The 21,756-nt window shown below is 32.6% G+C and carries 25 protein-coding genes, 2 pseudogenes and 1 riboswitch; of the genes and pseudogenes, 10 read left to right on the top strand and 17 right to left on the bottom strand.

Going from position 1 to position 21,756, the window contains the following annotated elements; translation table 11 throughout:
• Positions 1 to 224: 224 nt before the first annotated feature.
• The 3 genes from AC1Q8L_RS15295 to AC1Q8L_RS15285 all read right to left on the bottom strand — a co-directional run bounded on the left by AC1Q8L_RS15295 (position 225) and on the right by AC1Q8L_RS15285 (position 2,740).
• Positions 225 to 824, bottom strand: coding sequence for an undecaprenyl-diphosphatase (locus AC1Q8L_RS15295; RefSeq protein WP_001110122.1), 600 nt, complete (start codon positions 822 to 824; stop codon positions 225 to 227).
• 247 nt (positions 825 to 1,071) lie between these two features.
• Positions 1,072 to 2,061 carry a zinc-binding dehydrogenase gene (locus AC1Q8L_RS15290; RefSeq protein WP_000644518.1) on the bottom strand — a complete coding sequence of 330 codons (990 nt, stop codon included), beginning with the start codon at positions 2,059 to 2,061 and terminating at the stop codon, positions 1,072 to 1,074.
• Between the two features lie 172 nt (positions 2,062 to 2,233).
• Positions 2,234 to 2,740, bottom strand: a complete 507-nt coding sequence (locus AC1Q8L_RS15285) for a GrpB family protein (RefSeq protein WP_000372679.1) — start codon at positions 2,738 to 2,740, stop codon at positions 2,234 to 2,236.
• 127 nt (positions 2,741 to 2,867) lie between these two features.
• Here AC1Q8L_RS15285 and AC1Q8L_RS15280 point away from each other — a divergent pair, with 127 nt between their 5' ends.
• Positions 2,868 to 3,749, top strand: a complete 882-nt coding sequence (locus AC1Q8L_RS15280) for a protein kinase domain-containing protein (protein ID WP_000654531.1) — start codon at positions 2,868 to 2,870, stop codon at positions 3,747 to 3,749.
• A gap of 33 nt (positions 3,750 to 3,782) precedes the next feature.
• On the opposite strand, the gene AC1Q8L_RS15275 is transcribed toward AC1Q8L_RS15280, so the two are convergent.
• The 4 genes from AC1Q8L_RS15275 to AC1Q8L_RS15260 form a co-directional block, all read right to left on the bottom strand.
• Positions 3,783 to 4,079 (bottom strand): hypothetical protein, encoded by a 297-nt coding sequence (locus tag AC1Q8L_RS15275; RefSeq protein WP_000253417.1) that lies wholly within the window; start codon positions 4,077 to 4,079, stop codon positions 3,783 to 3,785.
• Between the two features lie 311 nt (positions 4,080 to 4,390).
• On the bottom strand, positions 4,391 to 4,861 hold the full coding sequence (locus AC1Q8L_RS15270) for an NUDIX hydrolase (RefSeq protein ID WP_492339465.1): 471 nt from the start codon (positions 4,859 to 4,861) through the stop codon (positions 4,391 to 4,393).
• A 793-nt stretch (positions 4,862 to 5,654) separates the two neighbouring features.
• Positions 5,655 to 6,035, bottom strand: coding sequence for a hypothetical protein (locus AC1Q8L_RS15265; RefSeq protein WP_000450247.1), 381 nt, complete (start codon positions 6,033 to 6,035; stop codon positions 5,655 to 5,657).
• Between the two features lie 147 nt (positions 6,036 to 6,182).
• Positions 6,183 to 6,395 (bottom strand): hypothetical protein, encoded by a 213-nt coding sequence (locus AC1Q8L_RS15260; protein WP_001049409.1) that lies wholly within the window; start codon positions 6,393 to 6,395, stop codon positions 6,183 to 6,185.
• Between the two features lie 141 nt (positions 6,396 to 6,536).
• On the opposite strand from AC1Q8L_RS15260, the gene AC1Q8L_RS15255 reads away from it, so the two are divergent.
• Both AC1Q8L_RS15255 and AC1Q8L_RS15250 read left to right on the top strand, forming a co-directional pair.
• Positions 6,537 to 6,773 carry a hypothetical protein gene (locus tag AC1Q8L_RS15255; protein WP_001277643.1) on the top strand — a complete coding sequence of 79 codons (237 nt, stop codon included), beginning with the start codon at positions 6,537 to 6,539 and terminating at the stop codon, positions 6,771 to 6,773.
• Positions 6,774 to 7,257: 484 nt separating this feature from the next.
• Positions 7,258 to 7,617, top strand: a complete 360-nt coding sequence (locus AC1Q8L_RS15250; protein ID WP_000536042.1) for a septum formation initiator family protein — start codon at positions 7,258 to 7,260, stop codon at positions 7,615 to 7,617.
• A gap of 155 nt (positions 7,618 to 7,772) precedes the next feature.
• Here AC1Q8L_RS15250 and AC1Q8L_RS15245 read toward each other — a convergent pair whose 3' ends face one another.
• The 5 genes and pseudogenes from AC1Q8L_RS15245 to AC1Q8L_RS15225 all read right to left on the bottom strand — a co-directional run bounded on the left by AC1Q8L_RS15245 (position 7,773) and on the right by AC1Q8L_RS15225 (position 9,950).
• Positions 7,773 to 7,916: a hypothetical protein gene (locus tag AC1Q8L_RS15245; RefSeq protein WP_002094038.1), complete on the bottom strand. Its 144-nt coding sequence runs from the start codon at positions 7,914 to 7,916 to the stop codon at positions 7,773 to 7,775.
• Positions 7,916 to 8,398, bottom strand: a pseudogene (locus tag AC1Q8L_RS15240) (ArpU family phage packaging/lysis transcriptional regulator). The gene AC1Q8L_RS15245 and the pseudogene AC1Q8L_RS15240 overlap by 1 nt, the downstream one beginning before the upstream one ends.
• Before the next feature lie 27 nt (positions 8,399 to 8,425).
• Positions 8,426 to 8,596, bottom strand: a complete 171-nt coding sequence (locus AC1Q8L_RS15235) for a hypothetical protein (RefSeq protein ID WP_000645522.1) — start codon at positions 8,594 to 8,596, stop codon at positions 8,426 to 8,428.
• A 198-nt stretch (positions 8,597 to 8,794) separates the two neighbouring features.
• On the bottom strand, positions 8,795 to 9,256 hold the full coding sequence (locus AC1Q8L_RS15230; protein WP_025118696.1) for a nucleoside 2-deoxyribosyltransferase: 462 nt from the start codon (positions 9,254 to 9,256) through the stop codon (positions 8,795 to 8,797).
• Between the two features lie 493 nt (positions 9,257 to 9,749).
• Positions 9,750 to 9,950 carry a hypothetical protein gene (locus AC1Q8L_RS15225; RefSeq protein ID WP_001049408.1) on the bottom strand — a complete coding sequence of 67 codons (201 nt, stop codon included), beginning with the start codon at positions 9,948 to 9,950 and terminating at the stop codon, positions 9,750 to 9,752.
• A 582-nt stretch (positions 9,951 to 10,532) separates the two neighbouring features.
• Here AC1Q8L_RS15225 and AC1Q8L_RS15220 point away from each other — a divergent pair.
• From AC1Q8L_RS15220 to AC1Q8L_RS15205, 4 genes are all read left to right on the top strand, one after another.
• Entirely contained in the window at positions 10,533 to 10,997 is a 465-nt protein-coding gene (locus tag AC1Q8L_RS15220; RefSeq protein ID WP_000796393.1) for a hypothetical protein, read from the top strand.
• A 307-nt stretch (positions 10,998 to 11,304) separates the two neighbouring features.
• Complete coding sequence (locus AC1Q8L_RS15215) at positions 11,305 to 11,769, top strand: hypothetical protein (protein ID WP_001109242.1); 465 nt, start codon at positions 11,305 to 11,307, stop codon at positions 11,767 to 11,769.
• A 301-nt stretch (positions 11,770 to 12,070) separates the two neighbouring features.
• Positions 12,071 to 12,478 (top strand): magnetosome magnetite crystal formation protein family, encoded by a 408-nt coding sequence (locus tag AC1Q8L_RS15210; protein ID WP_000604161.1) that lies wholly within the window; start codon positions 12,071 to 12,073, stop codon positions 12,476 to 12,478.
• Between the two features lie 353 nt (positions 12,479 to 12,831).
• Positions 12,832 to 14,820, top strand: a complete 1,989-nt coding sequence (locus tag AC1Q8L_RS15205; RefSeq protein ID WP_492339464.1) for a YVTN family beta-propeller repeat protein — start codon at positions 12,832 to 12,834, stop codon at positions 14,818 to 14,820.
• 312 nt (positions 14,821 to 15,132) lie between these two features.
• Here the strand turns inward: AC1Q8L_RS15205 and AC1Q8L_RS15200 are convergent, their stop codons facing one another.
• On the bottom strand, positions 15,133 to 15,282 hold the full coding sequence (locus tag AC1Q8L_RS15200) for a DUF3954 domain-containing protein (protein WP_000754941.1): 150 nt from the start codon (positions 15,280 to 15,282) through the stop codon (positions 15,133 to 15,135).
• 189 nt (positions 15,283 to 15,471) lie between these two features.
• Here AC1Q8L_RS15200 and AC1Q8L_RS15195 point away from each other — a divergent pair.
• Positions 15,472 to 15,782 (top strand): annotated as a pseudogene (locus AC1Q8L_RS15195) (tyrosine-type recombinase/integrase); the annotation flags it as partial.
• A 136-nt stretch (positions 15,783 to 15,918) separates the two neighbouring features.
• Complete coding sequence (locus tag AC1Q8L_RS15190) at positions 15,919 to 17,187, top strand: LytS/YhcK type 5TM receptor domain-containing protein (protein ID WP_002094037.1); 1,269 nt, start codon at positions 15,919 to 15,921, stop codon at positions 17,185 to 17,187.
• A 92-nt stretch (positions 17,188 to 17,279) separates the two neighbouring features.
• Here the strand turns inward: AC1Q8L_RS15190 and AC1Q8L_RS15185 are convergent, their stop codons facing one another.
• From AC1Q8L_RS15185 to AC1Q8L_RS15170, 4 genes are all read right to left on the bottom strand, one after another.
• The gene (locus AC1Q8L_RS15185) at positions 17,280 to 17,387 is read right to left on the bottom strand and encodes a YjcZ family sporulation protein (protein ID WP_000120182.1); all 108 of its coding nucleotides are present in this window, start codon (positions 17,385 to 17,387) and stop codon (positions 17,280 to 17,282) included.
• A gap of 136 nt (positions 17,388 to 17,523) precedes the next feature.
• Entirely contained in the window at positions 17,524 to 18,324 is an 801-nt protein-coding gene (locus AC1Q8L_RS15180) for an energy-coupling factor transporter transmembrane component T family protein (protein WP_097822181.1), read from the bottom strand.
• Positions 18,317 to 20,017, bottom strand: a complete 1,701-nt coding sequence (locus tag AC1Q8L_RS15175) for an ABC transporter ATP-binding protein (RefSeq protein WP_097822182.1) — start codon at positions 20,015 to 20,017, stop codon at positions 18,317 to 18,319. Before AC1Q8L_RS15175 ends, AC1Q8L_RS15180 begins: the two co-directional genes overlap by 8 nt.
• Before the next feature lie 10 nt (positions 20,018 to 20,027).
• On the bottom strand, positions 20,028 to 20,576 hold the full coding sequence (locus tag AC1Q8L_RS15170) for an ECF-type riboflavin transporter substrate-binding protein (protein ID WP_097822183.1): 549 nt from the start codon (positions 20,574 to 20,576) through the stop codon (positions 20,028 to 20,030).
• Between the two features lie 139 nt (positions 20,577 to 20,715).
• Positions 20,716 to 20,831, bottom strand: a riboswitch (SAM riboswitch).
• Positions 20,832 to 20,984: 153 nt separating this feature from the next.
• Between AC1Q8L_RS15170 and AC1Q8L_RS15165 the strand changes: the two genes are divergently transcribed.
• Positions 20,985 to 21,665 (top strand): aspartate/glutamate racemase family protein, encoded by a 681-nt coding sequence (locus AC1Q8L_RS15165; protein WP_098311755.1) that lies wholly within the window; start codon positions 20,985 to 20,987, stop codon positions 21,663 to 21,665.
• The last annotated feature ends 91 nt before the right edge of the window (positions 21,666 to 21,756 follow it).

Below are 21,756 nucleotides of genomic sequence, written 5' to 3'. Positions count from 1 at the left end.
TTTGCGATACTATATGTTTCGAAGTTTTCTTTTTAATTCCTTTAAAACAATGCAAAACTAACTGTTGTTATTTTGTGTCATTATTTTATATATTTTAAATACGGTGCGTGAAATTTCAGAATATTAATTAGTACAACTTGATTACAGAGCACTCTAAACTCTTTTCGTATTTCCTATAAAAAAATTCCCCTCTGGATGTCCAAAGGGGAATTTTTATAGGAAAATTATGCGATATGGTTATATTTCGCTAAGAAAGGAATTCGTCTCGCTACTAATGCATACATTTTGAATACAAGTTTCGCTATTGGTTCAAACATACGTGTACTTTGCATTACTAAAGCGCTCGTAATAAGTGTTAAGAATGCTGCACCAAGTATATCTAAAGGATAATGAACACCTACGTACATACGTGATATACCGACTATTACTGCCCATAATAGCGCGATATATTTCAGTTTTTCTCCTCTAAGAATAAATACGAAGGCGATTGAAAATACAAGTACAGAATGATCACTAACGAATGATGAATCTGCTGCATGTGGTACTAATTGATGTACATCATGTGATACGAACGGACGCGGATGGTAATATACCGCGTGTATAAGAACATTTACTAATAATGCAATAATAACCGAAAGCGTCGTATATAAAACTGTATATTGTTTTCTAATTGCCTTTTCTTTCTTTCCATTATTAAACCATAAGATAAACATAAATAGAACGGCTACGTATGCAGCGCTATTTGTAATAGCAATCATTAACGTATCTAATAGTTTGGATGAATCAGCAAAATTATTAAACCACTGAAATACTGTGTAATTCATTAAACTCTCTCCTTACATACAAGTGTTCTTGATTTACACAGTATACAATACCATTATGAAAATAGGCTTAAACTTTTTTCATCTAATTCTCATTTTACTATTACTCATGTGACAATTATTAAACAAATTTTATACGCTATTTATGTATAAAGCCGGTAAGCCTTTATAATAAGGCGGTTCGTATTTTTTTCATGTTTGAAATACATAACATATTCATTTAAATATACTAATTGCAAAATCATATTTTTTAATTCATTTGAAGTACAATATTTCCGAATTGTTCCCCATGTTCCATACGGCTTAGTGCTCGAATTGCTTCTTCTAACGAGTAAACCTTATCAATAATTGGTTTAATTTGATATTTTTCAATAAACTTTATCATCTCATTAAATTCCTCACGGCTACCCATGGATGTTCCCATAATATCAATTTGATTATAAAATAATGCGCGTAATGGTAATTCAATTTTATCTCCTGAGCTTGCACCAAAATTCACGATTCTTCCATTTGGTTTTAATACATCAAAATATTTCAAGAAAGTTGCCGGGCCTATACTATCTATTATTAAATCTACTTTTTCACCTTGTAAGCTCTCTTCCCAATTTCCGGTACTATTAAAAGAAATATCTGCACCATATTTTTCAGCAAGTTCCCTTTTATTCTCTACCCTTGAAGTAACACTCACTTTTGCGCCGATTGCTTTCGCGAATAACATGGCAAATGTAGCTACACCACCTCCTATTCCCGGAATTAAAACATGTTCACCGCACTTCAATCTACCCTTTGTAAAAAGTGCTCTATATGCTGTTAATGCGGATAAAGATAAAACACCTGATTCTTCCCAAGTAAGATATGCCGGCTTTTCTACTACATTTTCAGCCGGTACAATTACATATTCAGCAAACGTTCCATCTTTCGGTCCACCTAGCACTTCCGGTAACTCCGGTACTTCAGTAGCATGTTCCCATCCAATACTAGGATTAATAATAACTTCTGTATGTAGTGTAATATTTGAAACTCCTTCTCCTATTTCTGTAACAATTCCTGAGCCATCTGACCCTATTACTAATGGTAGATCCATTTCTTTTCTATTGTTTATAATAAATAAATCCCTATGATTTAACCCTGCAGCTTTTAACTTTATTTTTACTTCACCTGCATTAGGACTTATCTCAGGTGAAAATTTATATTCTAACCCCCCTAATCCTTTTTCATATTGATGTACAATAGCTTTCATTGCTTAATTCCCCCTTAATATTTCCAATGTACTAGAAATATCAAAATAAATAAAATAGTTTGCCTCCAATAATTAGAAATTATATATTTTGTCATGAAAAAAACAAAAAATCCTCTCCCTATAAAAAGTATAGGAAGAGGTTTCAAAACTAGTTAGATAAGAATCTATAAATTTATTGAATTCTAGCCAATTCTAATATTTTTCGAATAAATGGCGCTTTTGCCTTTGTATATGAAACACGATCAAAAGCATATGTAATAGCAAGCCTCTCTTTTAATTCTCTATATTCTTTACGTGCCCATTCATGGCTTATTAGAAAGTCACGAAATAAAATATTGTTTCTCCACTCATCACTATTATAAATATAAATATGCAAATGATGAGTACCCGCTCTCCATTTTCCCTTTCTAAAAAAACGCCAATTGGTTGCATCTTTTGGAACATACTCATATCCAATTTCCGATAGAACTTCAATCCAGTTTTCAGTAATTTGTAAGTCTGTTACGCCAATCATCATATCAATAAGAGGTTTAGCTCCTAATCCTTCTACTGCTGTGCTTCCTATATGTTCAACAGCAATTATTTCTTGTCCTAACAAGGAACAGAATTTCTCTTTTTCTTTTATATACTCTTCAACCCAGTCTTTTTGATATGCTTTAATAACAATTTGTTGATCCATTGTATTCACCTCTTTATAAGTGTTTATCATTATATTTATAAAATTTTATATTATTAGCATAGGATTTCCATAAAATATGTCGAATAGTGGCATGTACAACATAATTATATTAAATGTGAGGTAATCTATGAAAGATAATTCCGTGGAAATTCAGTTAAATAACGTAACATTCCAATTAAAAGAATATCATAATTTTGATTGGCTTATTAAATTAGGGACCGTATTTGCAGTTTTTGACCAGCAAGACTCAGGTAATATAAGTTTTGGTGTAGAAAAAGATGGACATAAGAAATTTATCAAATACGCAGGAGCACAAGCAATTGCATTTGAAGGAACAACGGGTCACGCTATTAAAAGGCTAAAAAATTCAGTTACTATCTATGAAGATTTAAAACATGAATCGCTCATAAGACTAATTGATCATTTTCCAGCTCAATCTGGATATGTATTAATTTTCGATTGGTTTGATGGTGAATGTCTTCATTCGCATTGGAGTTTCCCACCTCCTGAGAAATATAAAAATCCAAACTCACCATTTTATAAATTTAGGCATTTATCTGCTATAGAACGAATTCATTCCTTACATTCCCTTTTTTCTTTCCATACTTATGTAGAAAAGAAAAACTATGTAGCGATAGATTTTTATGACGGTAGTATTTTATATAATTTTAATACAAACGAAACAAAAATTTGTGATATAGATTTATACAGTAAGAAACCTTACATAAATAAAATGGGCCGGCTATGGGGTTCCTCCCGTTTTATGTCACCAGAGGAATTTGAACTAAACGCAACAATTGATGAAAGAACAAATGTATTTAATATGGGAGCAATGGCTTTCTCACTTTTAGGCGGTGAAAAAGATCGTTCTTTTATAAAATGGGAAGCAAGTAAGGAATTATATGAGGTAGCGTATCGTGCTGTAAATAACAATCGAGCAGAACGGTATGCATCAGTTACAGAATTCTACGAAGCGTGGTTAAAAGCGGCTAATGCAGAAAATATATAACCTTAAATTATTAAAAGAAATATAGAGTTTATACTATACTTGTTTTGTTTTCTTTGCTATTGCAAACTTCAAAAAAGCTGCAAGTAGGAGGAGGAGCGGTATTCCCTGAATAAAGAGACATCCTCCAAAAAAATCAAGCGTAGTGCTATATGGAGAGTCTGTTGCCATCACACCTATAAATAAAGCCATTGGACTTGTGAGTAGATTTATCCCTAAACAGATCATTATCAATGATAGATTTTTAGCCTTAATTTTTGATGAACCAGACAAGAAAAATAAAAATATCGCAGTACCAAATATAAGAAACAGTGTTACATAAAAACTTACCATAATATCCCTCCATGAATCTAATTGTACCATTAGCAAGGACAAATTTGAATAAATAGGATATTTATGTAAGTCAGATATAGTGTCTCTTTATCAGTGGTAAGAAAAGAGTGGATCCCTACTCTCTCACAAGGAATCCACTCTTTCTATTTCTACAACTCTATTTATATACGTTCCTCTTTTTGTCCTTACGAGAACTGCCATCACTAGATCATTAACATAATTATCTTTAGCGGAAGTTAAAGGTTTTTATTTTCTTGCTCAATTAAAGCACCTGTTAGTTAAAGATTATGGATAATTAATTTGAAAGTTTTTTATCTAAATACACCTTTTCTTTTGGAAAGCCAATCTTCTAAGGCATCTTCGTGTAGTTTTGTGAATAATTTTGGTATTTGGTCTATTGGGAAGTATTTTAAATCCAAAGTCTCAATACCATCTACAGTAAGTTCTCCACCAATTGGCTTACATTGAAAACAATGAGTGATAGTCCGAGCTTTATCTCCGTTCGGAAACTCACCAGAATATTTAGAATAGACACCTATAAGATGTTCAACTTCAACATTTAATCCTGTCTCCTCAAATATTTCTCGTTTAGCGGTTTCTTCAAGAGATTCTCCAAGTTCCATAGCACCACCTGGAAGACCCCATTCATTTCTATCTCCCCGTTTTTGTAAAAGAATTTCATTTCGTTCGTTATAAACAATACCTCCAGCAAAATTAAGAAATATTAAATCATGTCCTACTTTTCCCCGGATATAACGAATGTAGTCCTTATTTGTAGTCATAAATTCCCTCCTAATTTATATATAAAATACAAATTAATTATATATAAAGATAGAAGAAAATAGTAACAAAAATGATAATATTCCTTATTCTCATAAGGGATTTGCCCTTTACTTTTTATCAATCTATGCGTTTATTAACCATTTCTATTCTAATACCTTCATTTCCTAAATCCCCTTTCAAAATAAAGAGAACACCATTTCTTAAAACAATTTTATCGCAGTTCTAAAAATTGGTGTCCTCTAGTTTTCTAGCCGGACTATATTCTATTTTCAAGCCCATTTCTATCTCCCCATGAATAAAACTCAACGTTCTGTTTATACTACAACTACATCTAGAGACACATCACTGTTTAGAGCGGCTAGGTTTTATTAGCTGCTCTTTTGTGTTTTACACAAATAAAATCAATAACTCAGCATATAATATCTATGTAGCTAGACTATTACCTCTGTATCGAGCAGTTAGGCTGGGCTAAATGCTCTCTTATTTATGACAAAATAAAACTTTTAAACAGAATTACTTTCGTATAACATTTTCAATCTCGCTTACACTATAACTGTAAATTTAAGTTACACATCTATTACTTGTAGGGCCTAATTTTCTTTTGTGTAACAATTGGTTAGCTCATAAAGTTAACCAATTTGTTGCCTTAAATATTTTTTATTTCTCAATACTTAATACCTAGAATTAATTCTAATTTATTGGCATTAAACTATTGACATTGATTTTCCTCATATGCAATTTTTGAAAAGGCCTTTTCTCTCACATTAGGCTCTTTTATTTATTAAAAAAAGATTATTTTATATAGATTACTATAAGCATCCATAAAGCCAAAGCACCAATGATAGCGAGTACTATACGTGTAGATAGTATCCTTACTTCAAAGTCTGTTTTCTTGGAGGGTTCAGGATATGCAATTATGTAAATTCCCTTTAATAATGCAAGCCATGCAATAACCGTTAGGAATCCCTGCCAGTTGAATACCCATACATTATGTAGAATTACAGTACCTAATCCTAGGAAAATTGATAGAAAACCATACATAATACCAAACCCTCTGTCTTCAACCACTAATTTTTTTAAGTCACGTAGCACCGATGGACGGACGAAAAGTATTCCCGATACGATAACCGTCATCCATCCCCAGAACAGCCCTAAAAAAGTACTAGTTTCCATTATTATTTCACTCCCCTCAATTATATTTATATTTCAGATATTCCTTCCTTTAGAACAATTCCAGCACTTTTATGTGTAGGTTAAAGTCTGCTCTTTTTTAATACAAACATTCCGTATTCAATGCCCATACTTAATCACACCATTTCTCTACAAAATGAAATTTTTATTAATCTTCCTCATCTCCGTAACAGTTATATAATTCCTAGCATTCTTCCGACTTGCTATTCTACTTTGATTCACTGGTCTTGTATAAAAACGAACTGTTGCATGAAGTACGATCATATACTCAGCGCACTCCTGTATAGTTCTAATCCATAGAAATGATTCACTTTTATAAACGACGTACTCCTTTAGGTTCAATGTTCATTCTCCCTTTTGATTAAAATAGCGCTTTTATTAAAAGTTTCTATCTTTATCATTCCCTATCCGCTTCTACTGTGCCAAAGCTTGTACTATTTGCATACGCTATTAATAAGTAAGAAGATAGGAGGTGTAAATAGAATGTCTTGCATTATCACAGGGTTAACTCAGCCACTTTGTTTAACTCTTATTTATAATATTTCTAACGGTAAACTTGTATCCTCCTCCGTTGAGTACGGATCATGTTCACTATCAACAGAATTTGATTATGATAGTAAGAATCTAGTTATTAGAGTGCCATTTACTGGTGAAGGTACACTTGTATTTAACAATAATTTCGAAGCAAGTTGCGTCACAACGAATATAACTCAACCGTAATCAAATTTATTTATCCTTAGGGAAAAGTAGAATTGTACTTCTATTTCCCCCCTTCTCCCTCCTTTAGTAAGATAAAACTCGCATTGATAATTCAAATAACGATTTTGTTTCAAAATTGCACCATCATTAAAAACATACATACAATATGATGTGAACCGTTTTTTCAATATACATCTTAGTCATAGGGCGCTTTAAAAGGCGCTCTTTAGTTTTGAAATAAAGAATTTGTTCGCTTTTTTGATACATTTATGAAACATTCATATGTTATCTTCAGTACGTTCTTTTCTCTTTATAATGCCGTGTGAGATATACTCAGATTTGAAGCCCTAGCCCCCCTAAATCTAGGGCTTCTCTATTCAAATAACATTTTTATTTAAATTTAATAAAACCTCCCTTTATCCAAATAGATTCAAATTTAGCTATTTAGCATATATAATACTTTTAAACAATTTAAATTCTATACATAAACAATGGAGGCTTTAAAATGGGGAGTGTCCAAAATTTAACACCACAACAATCAATCTCAAAAAAACAAATTGACCCTAATAAGAATCAACAAACGAATAAAAAGCTAAAACGTCGTCTGTTATTAGCACTTGCTTTTATGCTACCTATGGTTATTTCCATTCAAATCTACATTTATAAACAAGAAGATATGATTCAAGAAAAACAAATTACACTTAATAAAGAAAAGAAAAAATTGTCTGAATTAGAACTAATAGGACGTTATTTTGAAAACGATGTTAAAACTTTAACAGAGAGCGAAGAAGGTATTTTAAAGTTCGCAAGGAAACTATATGGATTCTCCAGACCTAATGAAACTATATTTCAAATAGCTGAATGACTTTTCAATACATAAGCGATTGTCATTAATCAAGGAGTGAGTTAATGATCATCGCTTTTTATCAAAATTCTATCAAATAACTATTTTATTAAAACATTTCACCTTTTAACTGGACAAGCATATATTATTGTATGGAGTCATCCACTCATAGAAATCTACCTTTCTTGTCCAAGAGCACGCTTATATGCGTGCTCTTTTTGATTGTATATAAAGACTTCACATACATTAGAAATATACATACAATACTCTTTTAACTGCTGTATTTGCTCTGGATCACGTATTGGTTGAACAAAATTCATTATTCATTGCCTCCCTTTTCTTCTGTCTCGTAAACTTCTAATCCAAGTGCAAAAGCAAGTTTATAAAACGCTTTAGACTTCCAGCGTCGATAAGTGCGCTTTGACATCCCTATTTCGTTATAAATTATGTAATTACATACGTCCTCTTCTTCTAAATAACGTTTATAAATAATATCTCTTTGAATGCTTCCTGCACGCCCGTTTTCTAATCGATTTAGAAACTGATCAATACGTACTAAAATTCTTTCAAGCCACTCTTCTCGTTCGTTTTATTGAATATTTGCTATAGCAACATCTTCTAATGATTTTCCAACTGTAAGTGTAGGACCATGCTCACGTATTTCATAAGAAGGAGTGACTTTCATTTCTTTACGTATTGTCCCAAATTGTCTTTGTATACGTACGCTTTCCAACACACCTTCTAATTCTTCTTGTGTCGCTGTTCTATCAATTTTTGGTAAGAAAGATAATTGTTTAGTCATGTAAGACCACTCCTTTTTATTTTTAGATTACTTTTGTCTTATCGCTCCGCGTCTTCGTTCATAACAAGGTCTATGCATTCCCATTAACTCTTTAATTTCACGAGTACTTAATTTCTCTTTTGGTTTTGTTTTATTTTTCTTCTTTCCTTGCTTGGATTGCTTTTTCCATTCGCATAATTGGGCTTTTAGTGCCTTCATATTTCCCCATCTCCCTTTTCAAAATAAAAAGGACACCTATTCCTAAAACAACTTTAACTGCTGCCTTAATGAATTGGCGTCCTCTAGTTTTCTAGCCGGACTGTATTCTACTTGCGTTCACTTTCTATTCAAAGGATTATTTTTTTGGGTTTTATTAAATAAACCAGTCTCTTAATACATCTAAGAAACTGAAAAAATTCACACTAGCGGCCCTTTATATGGAATACGTGGCATATTAATGAAATCATACGTCACAATATCTTCTATATTTGCCAGATAGGCATGTAAGCTTTCAATTAACATAAGATTAGGTATACTTTCTTTTTCTTTTATCAAAATAATAGGCTTTTGGAATGCATATGCGTAACCAAGTTCAAAAGCCGTGCCACTATCTACACATCCATTCACAAAATCATGAATTGCCACTACTACATCCGCTCTTCTTAAATATTTTAAATCATTATGAAAAACTACAGTTCTCCACTCCGTAGATCCAAAAGTTAAATGTTCATGTTGATAAAACCTAGCTGAAAAAATATCTGCAACAAAAGGATTGTTACCAAGCGCATTTTCTAGTCTCTTTATCCTGTTAATTTGTTCATCATTAAAAAATGGACCTGCTATAAATACCCTAACTACCCTGGTATTCTTTTTTTTCATACCACCTATACCTCCTTTCGCCCTTATAAACTTTAAATATTCCGTGTATTACAAAGATATTATCGTTTATTTTAAAATTATGAATATCTATCCCTTTAATAAAACCCAATATTCTGTCAATAATGCAAACACATGATTATCTTTCTCCGATTTCCTTATTTGAGTAGTTAGCTTTTGCTAGCTGCTCTTTTATTTGCGAACACTTTAGACAAGATTTCATACAATATATCCAGTCCTTTCTTATAATTTGAGCTCGTCACTTTCGTTATAAAAATAGGGTTATGTCCTATAACTTTTTTCAGGAATCATCCATATGTTATATCTGAAAAAGTGGCTCTGCTTTATAAAAAGGTGGTTGCGGAAACTACCGCCTTTTTATTTATGACAAAATGAAATTTTTATTCAGTTTCTTCTAATTCATGTATACATGCCATACATAACTCACTAACTTCATCGATCCAATCCGTTTCCTCTAAACAGTTACTGCAGCGTTTCATTCTACTTCATCCTCCAATACCGTGACAGTTATATAATTTCTAGCATTCTTTCGGTTTGCTATTCTCCTTTGATACGCTGGTCTTGTATAAAAACGAACTGTCGCAGGAAGTACGCCCATATAATTAGCGCATTTCTGTATAGTTCCGATACATAACAATGATTCACGTTTATAAACGACGTACTCCTTTAAGTTCATTTCTAAGTCCCCTTTTCTAATAAAATAGCGTTTTTGTTTAGTTTCACTCTAAAAGTAAAATTTTCATTTTTTCATTCAATCAAGTTCATAAAATATTCTTTTCCCCCGATAAAATAATGATTAGGTGTCCCACGCGCATTTTATCCACTGGAAATAATACCTTTCACGTACTTACGTATTAGAAACTTCATTTCTGCTTCTTCTCCACTAGCAATTTTGTTCACTTTTTTGATACATTTATGAAACATTCACATGTTATCTTCAATATGTTCTATTCTTTTTGAAAAACCATGTGAGAATACCAAAATAAGAAGCCCTAGAGCCCTAACTCTAGGGCTTCTTGTTTTCAAATAAGGATTTTGCTAAAAAACTACACATTTATTAAGAACATGCATAAAATATAATGTGGTATTCTTTTTCAATATTAATGTTTATCCGAGAGCGCCTTGAATGGCGCTCTTTAATTTCCAAATAACATTTTTAGATAATTACGAGAGCGGATTTTATTATGTTGTACAAGCACTACTTCACTTTATTAAATAGACTATATAGATATTTAAAAGAAGGGAGCTTTAAATTCATATGGCTGATTACTTTTATAAAGATGGTAAAAAATATTATAAAAACCAATCACATTCCAACAATCAAAAAAATAACTGTTTTATTGAAACTCATACGATAGCTGGTTCTGCAGAAAATGAAAATGGAAATATACCTGTTTCAGTTTTCCTTGAAACCACCGCTCCACAAACTGTATTTGAGGATTTTACAAACAATCATAACAAAACATTAATTCAGTTATTCGTTGTCGGTATGAGTGCACCCGTTCAAGTAACTATTCTAACAAGAAGATCTAGCGTACCAATTACTACTACATTACAACCTGTTCAAACAAAAATATTTCAAGTTGAAGATTTTCAAAGTCTTACTCTTACAAAGCAGGAAGGCTCTACTAGTGTAGTTAGTTTATTTGTTCAAAAAACATTTTGTATATGCTGTAACGATAATAACGATTCATGTGATGAATATTACCAAGAATGTAATTGATAGATTAAATCACCAGAAAAACCCTTTATATAAAGGGTTCTTTTCCTTTTACTCCCCTCATTTTCCCGTTTTTTATTAAAATAACGATTTTATTATGTTTCCTAACTTACAGTAATGTCCTTAAAAAACATTCATATATATTTATCAGATGCACTTTTAAATCCCAGAGTATCAAATACTTTTAAGAGTTGACTGACCAATAATATTCGAATTATCTTTAAAAACTTATTAAAAATAACTTAGATACAAAAAAGCTACGTTTTATATAGGATAAAAAATTATTTTAAGTAAAGGAGCTTGATTATTTGTGAATTATCAAAATGATAACAACTCTAACATTCACAAACCTTGTTCTTGTCCATCTCCCACGGCTAACAGTTTAAATGTTGTTCAAACTACCCCATCAATAGTTTCTGTAAACTCTGCGATTCCACTAGATACCGTGGTAAATTCTAATGGTACGGCAATCTCATTCACACCACCAACAACTGTTTTACTTGAAGGTGGAAGAACCTATTTGGCAATCTATGAAGTGCAAGTTATTATTCAACCAGGAGGTAATTCGGCAGGTATAACTATGTATCTGAATAATAATCCTATCATTGGCTCAGGTACTTCTCTAGGATATACTGCAGGATTCACTTCTGTATCAGCACCCGCAATTTTCACTACACCTCCAGGTATAACAAGTACTCTTACTGTTAATGTAGGACCATATTCTAATACATTGAATACGTTGGGCTTAACTCTTGCTGTTGTAGCATTAACATAATAAAATGTAAAACTCTCTAAAATGATTTTATTTGTCCCTTAACTGTCTATTGGGCTAGCCTCTAAGAACTCCCCATAACTACATATAGAAAAAGTACATTATTTGGTTCGATAGTACTAGGTGACTCGGCTAGCACAATTGCTGAGTCACCTATTTATCTATAACAAAATAAAGCATTTGTTTAATTTATTACTTGTTCTTTTTAATGCATTATTCTATTACAATTCATTTTCATGTTATAATTGCCAACAGTACATATTTTAATAGGCACAACAAATCTCATAAATATAGGAGGACCTTAATGATCCTAACTCAAGAAAAGAACATAAAATTAATTATGCATTTTCTTACATTATTATCTTTTTTTATTCTTATTTTCTTTAGTGTCACAATTTTTTATATACCTTTGGTTTTCTATTTTGTATATAAATCACAAAACATTCGGAAAAATATTCTTGAAGCTGTTTTTTTTCAACTATTCATTTGGATAATTACAGTGATTTGGAATCTTTTCATAATAAGAATCTTAATGCTATTTTGGTCTAATTTAGACTTGGCTTCAAATAACGCTTTGATTATTTTCGGGGTAGCTTCTTTATATCTAATACTGTTTCTCTTGTTAATTTTTGGACCTATAAAAGGAATTTTATATGTGCTACAAGAAAAAGACTTTCATTATCCTATTATTTCCAAATGGATTAACAAATAAAAATACGTGTAGAAGAATTCAGAGTTTCACTGAATTCTTTTTTTATGGATCTTTTAAAATCTTTTACATCTTCCTTCATTCCTTCTTTTTAATAAACTTCAACTTTTATTACAATAACGCTTTTTTAAAATACAATCGTTTTTCTATAAACTTTGTAACCTTCATTTCCTTTCCTATGATTACAATTTCCTACTAGCAACCAAGTATTGGCTATCCCCCCCATATGAACACCTCAATTTTATTGGCATATACTTTGAAGGAAAAAACATTTCAATTAAACATATACCTACAAATTCAGTTGCTAATAATTTACCAAAAATTACTTAACATTTAATTTTTTAAAGGAGGTATTTATGAGATATAATCGAAAATCAAATTCGTGTGATAAATTTCAGCAACCCTGCTTTGTTTCTATATCCCCTTGTGATCAAAGTAATTGCTGTACACCTGTTTTTTTCTCGAATGCTCAACAACAAGAATTATTGCAAATAATAAATCAATTAAATCAAGCCATCCTTTCTTTTTTCACAACACCAAATCCAACAACTATACAAATACTCCAATCAGCATTACAGGCATTAAATGATTTATTAATAGCAGTACAACCAAATACACCAAATAGAAATTTAGTTATAAGAACTATAAATCAATTAATTAATTCTTTACCTACCGCATCTCTCACTCAAATCTCAGCATTATTCCAATTTCTATTCCAAAGCTTGTCTTCACTTATAAGTTGTTCAAATATATCGGACCCCTTATTACAGCAAACATTCAACTTAATTTTACAAGGAATCTTAAATAGTTCGCTATTAAGTAACATCGGAACACCGGGGCCGACTGGAGCCACTGGACCTAGAGGATTTCCTGGACCTAGAGGCGCTCAGGGTTCTCAAGGTGTGCAAGGAATTCAGGGGCCTGAAGGACCAGAAGGACCGGAAGGACCTCAAGGTGTGCAAGGGATTCAGGGACCGGAAGGGCCTGAAGGGCCTCAAGGACCTCAAGGTGTAGAAGGAATTCAGGGGCCTGAAGGACCAGAAGGACCGGAAGGACCTCAAGGTGTACAAGGGATTCAAGGACCACCAGGACCACCTGGGCCTACTGGTTCAGGGACCGGAATGGGAATTCCTGGACCACCGGGACCTACTGGGCCTCAGGGTATCCAAGGGATTCAAGGACCGGAAGGACCGGAAGGGCCCACTGGACCTCAGGGTGTACAAGGAATTCAAGGGCCGGAAGGACCGGAAGGAGCCACTGGACTTCAGGGTGTGCAAGGAATTCAAGGGCCGGAAGGACCACCAGGAGCCACTGGACCTCAAGGTGTGCAAGGAATCCAAGGGCCGGAAGGACCACCGGGACCTACCGGAGATTGTGATTGTCCACCGGGACCTACTGGACCGACCGGACCTACTGGGCCAACCGGACCTGCATGTAATTTCCTAGTATATGCTACAAATGCAGGACTCATAGATGACCCTACAAATGATACAGTATCTGTAATTAACACCGGAACAAATATAGTAGTTGATACAATTACTGTAGGTAATGCACCACTTGAAGTAACGGTTTCACCAAATGGAGCTCGTGCCTATGTTACTAATATTTTTTCTGATACCGTTTCCGTTATTGATACTGCTACGAATACTGTTATCGCTACCATTCCCGTTGGAACTGATCCAATCGGTGTAGCTGTTTCTCCAGATAACACAACTGTTTATGTTGGAAATCATGGTAATAATACTGTTTCTGTTATTAATGCAGCTACCAATGCAGTTATCACTACCATTCCTGTTGGCCTCGCTCCACAAGGAATCACTGTTTCACCAAATGGGACCTTTGCATATGTTGCAAACGAATTAAGCAACACAATTTCTGTTATTAATACTGCTACCAATGCAGTTATCGCTACCATTCCTGTCGGTATTCGTCCTAGAATAATCGTCTTCACACTAGATGGTACTCGTGCTTATATCACAAATCAAAACAGCAATACTGTTTCTGTTATTAACACCGCTACCAATGCAGTTATTAATACAATTAACGTAGGTACCGAACCTGTTGGTATAGATATTACACCGGGTGGAAATCTTATTTACGTTGTAAATAAAGTTAGCAATAATGTATCTGTAATAAATGTGGCGACAAATACTGTGATTGATACAATTTCTGTTGGTTTATCCCCTGATCAAGTAACTATCATACCTGATGGCACTCGAGCATATGTTACAAATCAAGCTAGTAATACTGTTTCCGTTATTGATATTGCTACGAATACTGTTATCACTAATATCCCAGTAGGTGTCGCTCCAACCGGAATAGCTACTGGAACTATTTGTGAATAAAATAAAGAAATGAAAGCCACAGATAGTTTTTATTAACATTGATAGTATGTGATATTCTTTCTTTAACTACGTTCAAACAACCAGGATAAACCTCTATATTCTGTTAATATTCTTTTCTGTTTTGTCTTACAGAACCTGCGAGCCGCTAGCTGTTGTTAGCTGCTCTCTTTCTATAAAATCCAAATCAAATACCAATCAATTTACTGAAATTGATTTTTTTGGAATTACATGATAATATTTACCTATAAAATCATTACCCTTATACAAAGAGCTATGAGCCTTTCCACTCATGGCTCTTTTTTATTACGATTTTCACTTCACATCTACACGATCAACTTTACCGTTTATCCAAACCGCGACTTGCTCACCAAATCCACTCATTGGTGGATTGACTACTGTTACATTTCCGCCCTTCACTATTAAAAGTTTGTTGCTACCAACATCAATTTCTACTTTTTTCAAATATCCATCTCCCTTTTACTACCGCATGTACTCGACAACATCAGTTTTAAAGCCACTTCCCAAATAAACCCTTACTGGAATTACTACACGACCTAGCTCGTCCACTTTTCTTGCAACACCTGTTTTTTCATAGCTTACTCTCCTTTAGTATTTTTATATTTATTTAGAATCTCATCCAAACGTTTCTAATTACGAATGGTTTCTGCTTATCAAGATTTAGATTTAATTAATTGTAATAAATCGGTTGGGGGTTTATACAGAAATGCTTTCAGGGAAATTTTTATAAAGAAATAAAAAATGCAGCAGTGAAAAAAATTAAAACTCATAATTTAAGACATACACACGCAACTATACTATTGAAACAAGGAGTTAACCCTAAAACTATCAGTGAGAGATTAGGTCATACTGACATTTCATTAACTCTTAGTATTTATTCTCATGTTTTACCGAACATACAGGAAGAAGGAGTAAAAAATTTTGGTAAAAGTATCATTGGATAGTTAACGTTTGCAAACTGTTTGTATTTTATAACAAAAAGCCAAACAAATCTTGTATTAACAAGGTTTATTCACTTTAACATATGTTATCATGTATAATACATATGTTAAGTAAATTCAGAATAACGAGGCAAATATTATGGACTTTGTTTATATTAATCAAAACGTATTAAATAATCTTCTATACATTTTGTGTAGCATATTTGTTTTTTATTTCATATATGATAGCAGGCATTATTTGAAAAAATACAAAATATTACTGATTACCCTTTGTTCTAGTATCCCGCTTATTTTATGTATGCGATACCCTATCTATATGGATGAAAGTTGTATTCATGATTTAAGACAAATTCCGGTCATAATAGGTACGCTTTATGGTGGATTCCCTGTCGGTATCATATTGTTTACAATTTTATTAATTACAAGATTTATATTTTATGGCTTTAATATGCTGACAGTCGTTGTTTACGGAATAATGTTCATCGTTACAGCACTCGCATCTTCAAAATTTAATACATATAATAGAAAGCTTAAAGTAGCTTTTTCCATGTTTTTAACCTTTTTCCTAGCAATATTTACAACTGTAATTGTATTAACTTTATCAGATTTTGAAGTGAATAATTTGTATATTATTTATTTCATGGTATTACCGACTACTTTAATGTTATTTATTGTTTATATAAATGAAGTTATAAAAGATGCTGTATTAATGCGCTCAAAATTAATTAAAATGGAAAAAATGGAGATTGTTAGCCAACTCGCTGCAAGTATATCGCACGAAGTAAGGAATCCTTTAACGGTTGTAAAAGGATTTACACAGCTTTTAAAAACACCAAATTTAACTCCTGAATCAAGAGACGAATATATTAAACATATACTTGAAGAGTTAAATCGTGCCCAAGAAATTATCGATGATTACTTAACGTTTGCCAAACCAGCTCCAGAAAAATTAGATCAAATTTCAGTAAAGCAAGAGTTAAATCGAGTTATTAATATGATATTGCCATTGTGTAATATGAATACGATACATATTACACAGGATTTTTCTGAGGCAACCATTGTTGGTAATAAACAGCACTTTCAACAATGTTTTTTAAACTTAATAAAAAACAGTATTGAAGCAATGCCTAATGGTGGTACCTTAAATATTTCCTCATCTATCAATAATAGTAAAGTTGAAATACGAATTGAAGATAGCGGAGTTGGAATGTCACAGGAGCAAATACATCGATTCGGTGAACCGTATTTTAGTACAAAAACAAAAGGAACTGGTTTAGGTACGATGGTTGCTGTTAAGATTATTGAGACGATGCATGGAAGTTTAAAAATCCGAAGTATCATTAGTAAAGGAACGACTTTAACAATTACGTTCCCGAAATATAGTAAGAATACGCATTTAAACAAATAAAAAAGGAGCATAGTTGCTCCTTTTTTATTTGTTTCGATACATAAGTATCTTCAATGTTTTTTTAGTTTACATTTGTGAAGACTAATTAAAAATTAGTATCCTCCGCCCCAGCAGCTGCATCCTACAATTATTAATAGAATGAATAACACAACTAATAAAGCGAAACCTCCACCAAAACCACAAGAACCACCGTAACTCATATTTTCTCCTCCTTTTGGTTTGAAAACTAATAGGTAGTTGATCATTTTAACTGGTTCGTATTATACATTATGTGTATATCCCTTTTTTGAGCATGTCTACATAAAAATAAGTAAAAGCACTCGTTTAAAGAGTGCTTTAAAATGGATACCAAAAGTTTTGAAATACGTTTAATTTTAAATATACCGCAACAATAAATATGAAAATACCGGCAAATAAAGCGATGAAATCTTCACGTTTCGCCTTACTTGTATAAAACCATGTACGTTTATCCTTCTTTCCAAATCCTCTTAAATCCATTGCATTTGAAACCGTATCTATTCTTTCTAGAGAATGAATGATTAGCGGCCAGAAAATTAAAACACGGTTCTTCATACGAACCCATAAACTTGCTTCTCCTTTTTCAAAAGCCACTCCTCTCGCTTCTTGCGCGTGTTTAATAATTTTATACTCAGACTGGATGTCAGGAATATAACGAAGTGCAATATTTATTGCATAAGTAATCTTATAATGAATACCAAGTTTACTTAAGTTACTTACAAATTCGCTTGGATCTGTCGTGTATATAAAAAGAAGTGTAAATGGTAGTAACGTAAAATACTTTAATGAAAGTGTAACTGCATAAAATAATGTTTCATATGTAATCGTTGCATATCCAACATGTAAAAACGCAGTATATGATTCAGTTAATTCAGATCCATGAGTTGGTGTAATAAATAAAATCATGACAGAGTTTAATAAACTAAATGTAAATATGACACTAAAAACAATTAAAATTTTATGAAATGGAATTTTAGCAACACTGAGTCCGATACACCCAACGATAAATAATATTAGCAACACCCGAAAATCAAAAAACAAAAAAGTAAGCGTCATACAAAAAATAAATAAAAACAATTTCACTACCCCATCCATACGATGAAAATATGTACTATGCACCTTCCTCCCTCCTATTACTCTCTAAATAAAGTTCAATAAATTTTTCTGGACATGCAATCCCACTAAATTTAACAAGCTTGGTTAAAGAACTCTCTCTTAAGTTAGCTATTTGTAACGTTTCTTGATCACCAAATACATTAGACACTGTATTATCCGTAATAATTTTCCCTTCATGTAGAACTACTGCACGGTCTGCATATTCTAGTGCGAGATTCATATCGTGAGTGATAAAAATAAATGAAATACCCTTCTTAGCTAGTTTTTTAATAAACGACATAAATTGTTTATAATGATAATAATCTTGTCCCGCTGTCGGTTCATCTAATATGATAAGCTTAGGATTTTTTGTTAATACAGATGCGATTGTTAATCTCTTTTTTTGCCCATAGCTTAGTGCTTGAATTGGCCAATTACGAAATGGATATAAACCACAAATTTTTAAAGTTCCTTCTACTCTATTCTTAATTTCTTCCTTAGAAAAATTATGTAATGTTAATGTAAATGAAACTTCTTCAAAAACAGTAGGCTGTGTAATCATATGATTTGGATTTTGCATCACGTAAGATATGATTTCCCCACGTTTACGAATAGACCAAGAACTAATATCTTCACCTTTTAACAAGATTTTCCCATTTTTCATTTTGTTTATGCCTATAAGACTATGAGCTAATGTTGATTTCCCTGCTCCATTATGCCCTAACAGTGCCACAATTTCTCCTTCATATATTGAAAGGTTTACATTTTCTAATACTTTTTGTTTATTAGAGTATGAAAATGATAAATTCTCCACTTTAAGTAATTCCTTGTTTTTAGTATTCCCTTTTAATATGACTTGTTTCTCCATCCACTCTTTTATAACGTTGCTTACCTTTTCTTTTTGAAGGTTTTCCATTGGATATATTACGTCATTATTACTATCAAAATGTAATCTCTTTAATGCTTCGATGTAAATAGGCTCTCTTAAGCCGATACGTGGTAATATATTTGACGCTAAGATTTCTTTTGGTGTTCCTATCGCAATGACTTTACCTTCATCAATTAATATAACTTTGTCTAAATCCAGGTTTAAAATTTCTTCTATTCTATGTTCAATAATAACAATCGTTTTATTATATTGTTCATGTATATCTTTCATAAGTTTTATCGTATGTAAGGCACTTAGTGGATCTAAATTAGCTAACGGTTCATCGAACAATAATATATCCGCATTTGTTGTTAATAAACCCGCTAGAGAAACTGTTTGCTTTTGACCTCCTGATAATTCATGTGGACTTTGTTTATGAAACGTATGCATCTTCACCTTTCTTAATGAGTCCGAAACAATCTTTTTCATGTCATCTTGCTTTACACATTCATTTTCTAAATAAAAAGCTACATCTTCTTCTACTGTCAGACCAATAAATTGAGCATCTTGATCTTGCAAAATTGTTCCTACCTGCTTACTTTGTTCAAAAATACTTCCTTCCCTCGGGTCTTTACCGGCAATTAAAACGTTACCTGTACTAGTCCCTTCGTAAGAAAATGGGATTAGCCCATTTATACAATGAGCTAATGTCGACTTTCCTGAACCACTTCGTCCAGCAATTAGTACTTTTTCCCCAGGGTATATATGAAAGGTAATATCACTTAAAGTAGGCTGCGCAGCATGCCCATATTGAACGGTGAATTGTTCAAACGAAATAATTGGTTTCATGTTAACATCCCTACTTTTCAATTTTTAAATGTGTATGTTTCTTATTAGATTTTGCCAAGCCAATTGTAAGTGGCAATCCAACTACTAAGAAAACGATAACATCGGAAATTGTTGCTCCTAATACTTGGATAACAATTTTGTCAAATGGTTCTCCCATCACAATAATATCGAATGCCCCAGCAAATATAATAGCAATGACAATACCAACTAATCCAGTAATTGCTAAATAAGAAATATGCCCCTTGTTAAACGACCCGTTTTTCACACTAAAACCAACTCTTTTTTGAATAAGACCCATCGAAAAACCAATAATCCCTGAACTAATAACCCAGCCCCACCAAATCCCCCATCCAGCAATCGTATCTGTTACGGTATGACCGATAAGTCCGATTAACAGTCCTACCACTGGACCAAATAATGCTCCAAAAACAGTTAATATAGCTAATGCTGGTTTAATAAATGTATTCGGTGCAATAGAAAATCCCCAAAGTCCTAATATCCCGTATAATGCTGCTCCAATACCGATTGCTACTACTAACTTTGTTGATAATTTGTTCATGACAATTCCCCTCTCATATTAGTCAACTTTTATTACTCTATATTTAATTTAAAAATGAATTATGCATCGACACTCCCTTTCTATACAACAAAAAATGACCTCTTACATAAGAGGTCATTTTCTTTCACGTTCAAGAATCCTCTTATCTTTCAAAAAACACATCGTGTCCTCTGCGGAATTAGCACCTTCCTATAAAATTGCATAGGGGTTGCTGAGGTTTCTTAGGGCCGTTCCCTCCACCTCTCTGGATAAGTATTAATTTGTAATTCGTATTATGGCACTAAAGAATGTAAATTTCAACACTTTTCTTACTATTTTTATTTTTTATTAAATAGCGCATTTAAATCATTGTATTCTTATCGGAATTATGAAATAATAAATTCAAAATCGTTTCGGGAGGAATGCATTATGAAAGTTATTGGTTTGATTGGAGGATTAAGTTGGGAATCTACATCATTATACTATAAACATATTAATACACTTACACTCTCTCAATACGATCAAAATGCGAAGCTAATTTTATATAGTATGGACTTTGGTGAAGTAACTACTTTATTACAAAACCATCAATATGAAGAAGTGAAAAATGAACTAGTTACAGTTGCAAAGAAAGTTGAAAAATCTGGGGCTGAATGTTTATTAATGTGTTCAAATACTGTACATCTATTTGCCGAGGAGGTAGAACAAGCAATATCTATCCCGCTTCTTCACATTGGTGATGTAAGTGCTAAAGAAATGGTAGAACAAAATATAAAACGTATCGGACTATTAGGAACAAAACAAACGATGGAGCAAGATTTCTATAAATCACGATTAGCGAAATATAACATTGAGACAATTATCCCCAATGACGAGGAAAGAACTTTTATCCACCATGTCATATTAGATGAATTAAGTAGAGGGATCATTTCAGAAACATCTAAAGAAGAGTTATTACAAATTACAAAATCATTAATTCAAAATGGTGCTGAAGGTATATTATTAGGCTGCACTGAAATACCTTTACTCATCTCCCAAAATGATCTCACTGTTCCCGTTTTTGATACTACTTTTTTACATGCAAATACTGCTGTGCAATTTGCTGGATAAGAATATACAAGCATAAAGGTGAGAACCTCTATGCTTGTATACAGTTACGACTATTTATCCCGCTATTTATGGGCAGTAAAACCTCTACCGA

This window comes from Bacillus sp. GW823-FHT06A11, from assembly GCF_058795355.1.
The sequence above is the reverse complement of the archived record's forward strand: the minus strand, read 5'-3'. Positions and strand labels throughout refer to the sequence as shown.

Coding starts and splice junctions, on each gene's coding strand:
- AC1Q8L_RS15230 (WP_025118696.1), bottom strand. CDS start 9,256: ATGAAAAAAAAGAATACCAGGGTAGTTAGGGTATTTATAGCAGGTCCA.
- AC1Q8L_RS15190 (WP_002094037.1), top strand. CDS start 15,919: ATGGACTTTGTTTATATTAATCAAAACGTATTAAATAATCTTCTATAC.
- AC1Q8L_RS15165 (WP_098311755.1), top strand. CDS start 20,985: ATGAAAGTTATTGGTTTGATTGGAGGATTAAGTTGGGAATCTACATCA.
- AC1Q8L_RS15295 (WP_001110122.1), bottom strand. CDS start 824: ATGAATTACACAGTATTTCAGTGGTTTAATAATTTTGCTGATTCATCC.
- AC1Q8L_RS15175 (WP_097822182.1), bottom strand. CDS start 20,017: ATGAAACCAATTATTTCGTTTGAACAATTCACCGTTCAATATGGGCAT.
- AC1Q8L_RS15265 (WP_000450247.1), bottom strand. CDS start 6,035: ATGGAAACTAGTACTTTTTTAGGGCTGTTCTGGGGATGGATGACGGTT.
- AC1Q8L_RS15280 (WP_000654531.1), top strand. CDS start 2,868: ATGAAAGATAATTCCGTGGAAATTCAGTTAAATAACGTAACATTCCAA.
- AC1Q8L_RS15220 (WP_000796393.1), top strand. CDS start 10,533: ATGGCTGATTACTTTTATAAAGATGGTAAAAAATATTATAAAAACCAA.
- AC1Q8L_RS15275 (WP_000253417.1), bottom strand. CDS start 4,079: ATGGTAAGTTTTTATGTAACACTGTTTCTTATATTTGGTACTGCGATA.
- AC1Q8L_RS15235 (WP_000645522.1), bottom strand. CDS start 8,596: ATGAAGGCACTAAAAGCCCAATTATGCGAATGGAAAAAGCAATCCAAG.
- AC1Q8L_RS15170 (WP_097822183.1), bottom strand. CDS start 20,576: ATGAACAAATTATCAACAAAGTTAGTAGTAGCAATCGGTATTGGAGCA.
- AC1Q8L_RS15225 (WP_001049408.1), bottom strand. CDS start 9,950: ATGAACTTAAAGGAGTACGTCGTTTATAAACGTGAATCATTGTTATGT.
- AC1Q8L_RS15270 (WP_492339465.1), bottom strand. CDS start 4,861: ATGACTACAAATAAGGACTACATTCGTTATATCCGGGGAAAAGTAGGA.
- AC1Q8L_RS15285 (WP_000372679.1), bottom strand. CDS start 2,740: ATGGATCAACAAATTGTTATTAAAGCATATCAAAAAGACTGGGTTGAA.
- AC1Q8L_RS15250 (WP_000536042.1), top strand. CDS start 7,258: ATGGGGAGTGTCCAAAATTTAACACCACAACAATCAATCTCAAAAAAA.
- AC1Q8L_RS15205 (WP_492339464.1), top strand. CDS start 12,832: ATGAGATATAATCGAAAATCAAATTCGTGTGATAAATTTCAGCAACCC.
- AC1Q8L_RS15185 (WP_000120182.1), bottom strand. CDS start 17,387: ATGAGTTACGGTGGTTCTTGTGGTTTTGGTGGAGGTTTCGCTTTATTA.
- AC1Q8L_RS15245 (WP_002094038.1), bottom strand. CDS start 7,916: ATGAATTTTGTTCAACCAATACGTGATCCAGAGCAAATACAGCAGTTA.
- AC1Q8L_RS15255 (WP_001277643.1), top strand. CDS start 6,537: ATGTCTTGCATTATCACAGGGTTAACTCAGCCACTTTGTTTAACTCTT.
- AC1Q8L_RS15210 (WP_000604161.1), top strand. CDS start 12,071: ATGATCCTAACTCAAGAAAAGAACATAAAATTAATTATGCATTTTCTT.
- AC1Q8L_RS15290 (WP_000644518.1), bottom strand. CDS start 2,061: ATGAAAGCTATTGTACATCAATATGAAAAAGGATTAGGGGGGTTAGAA.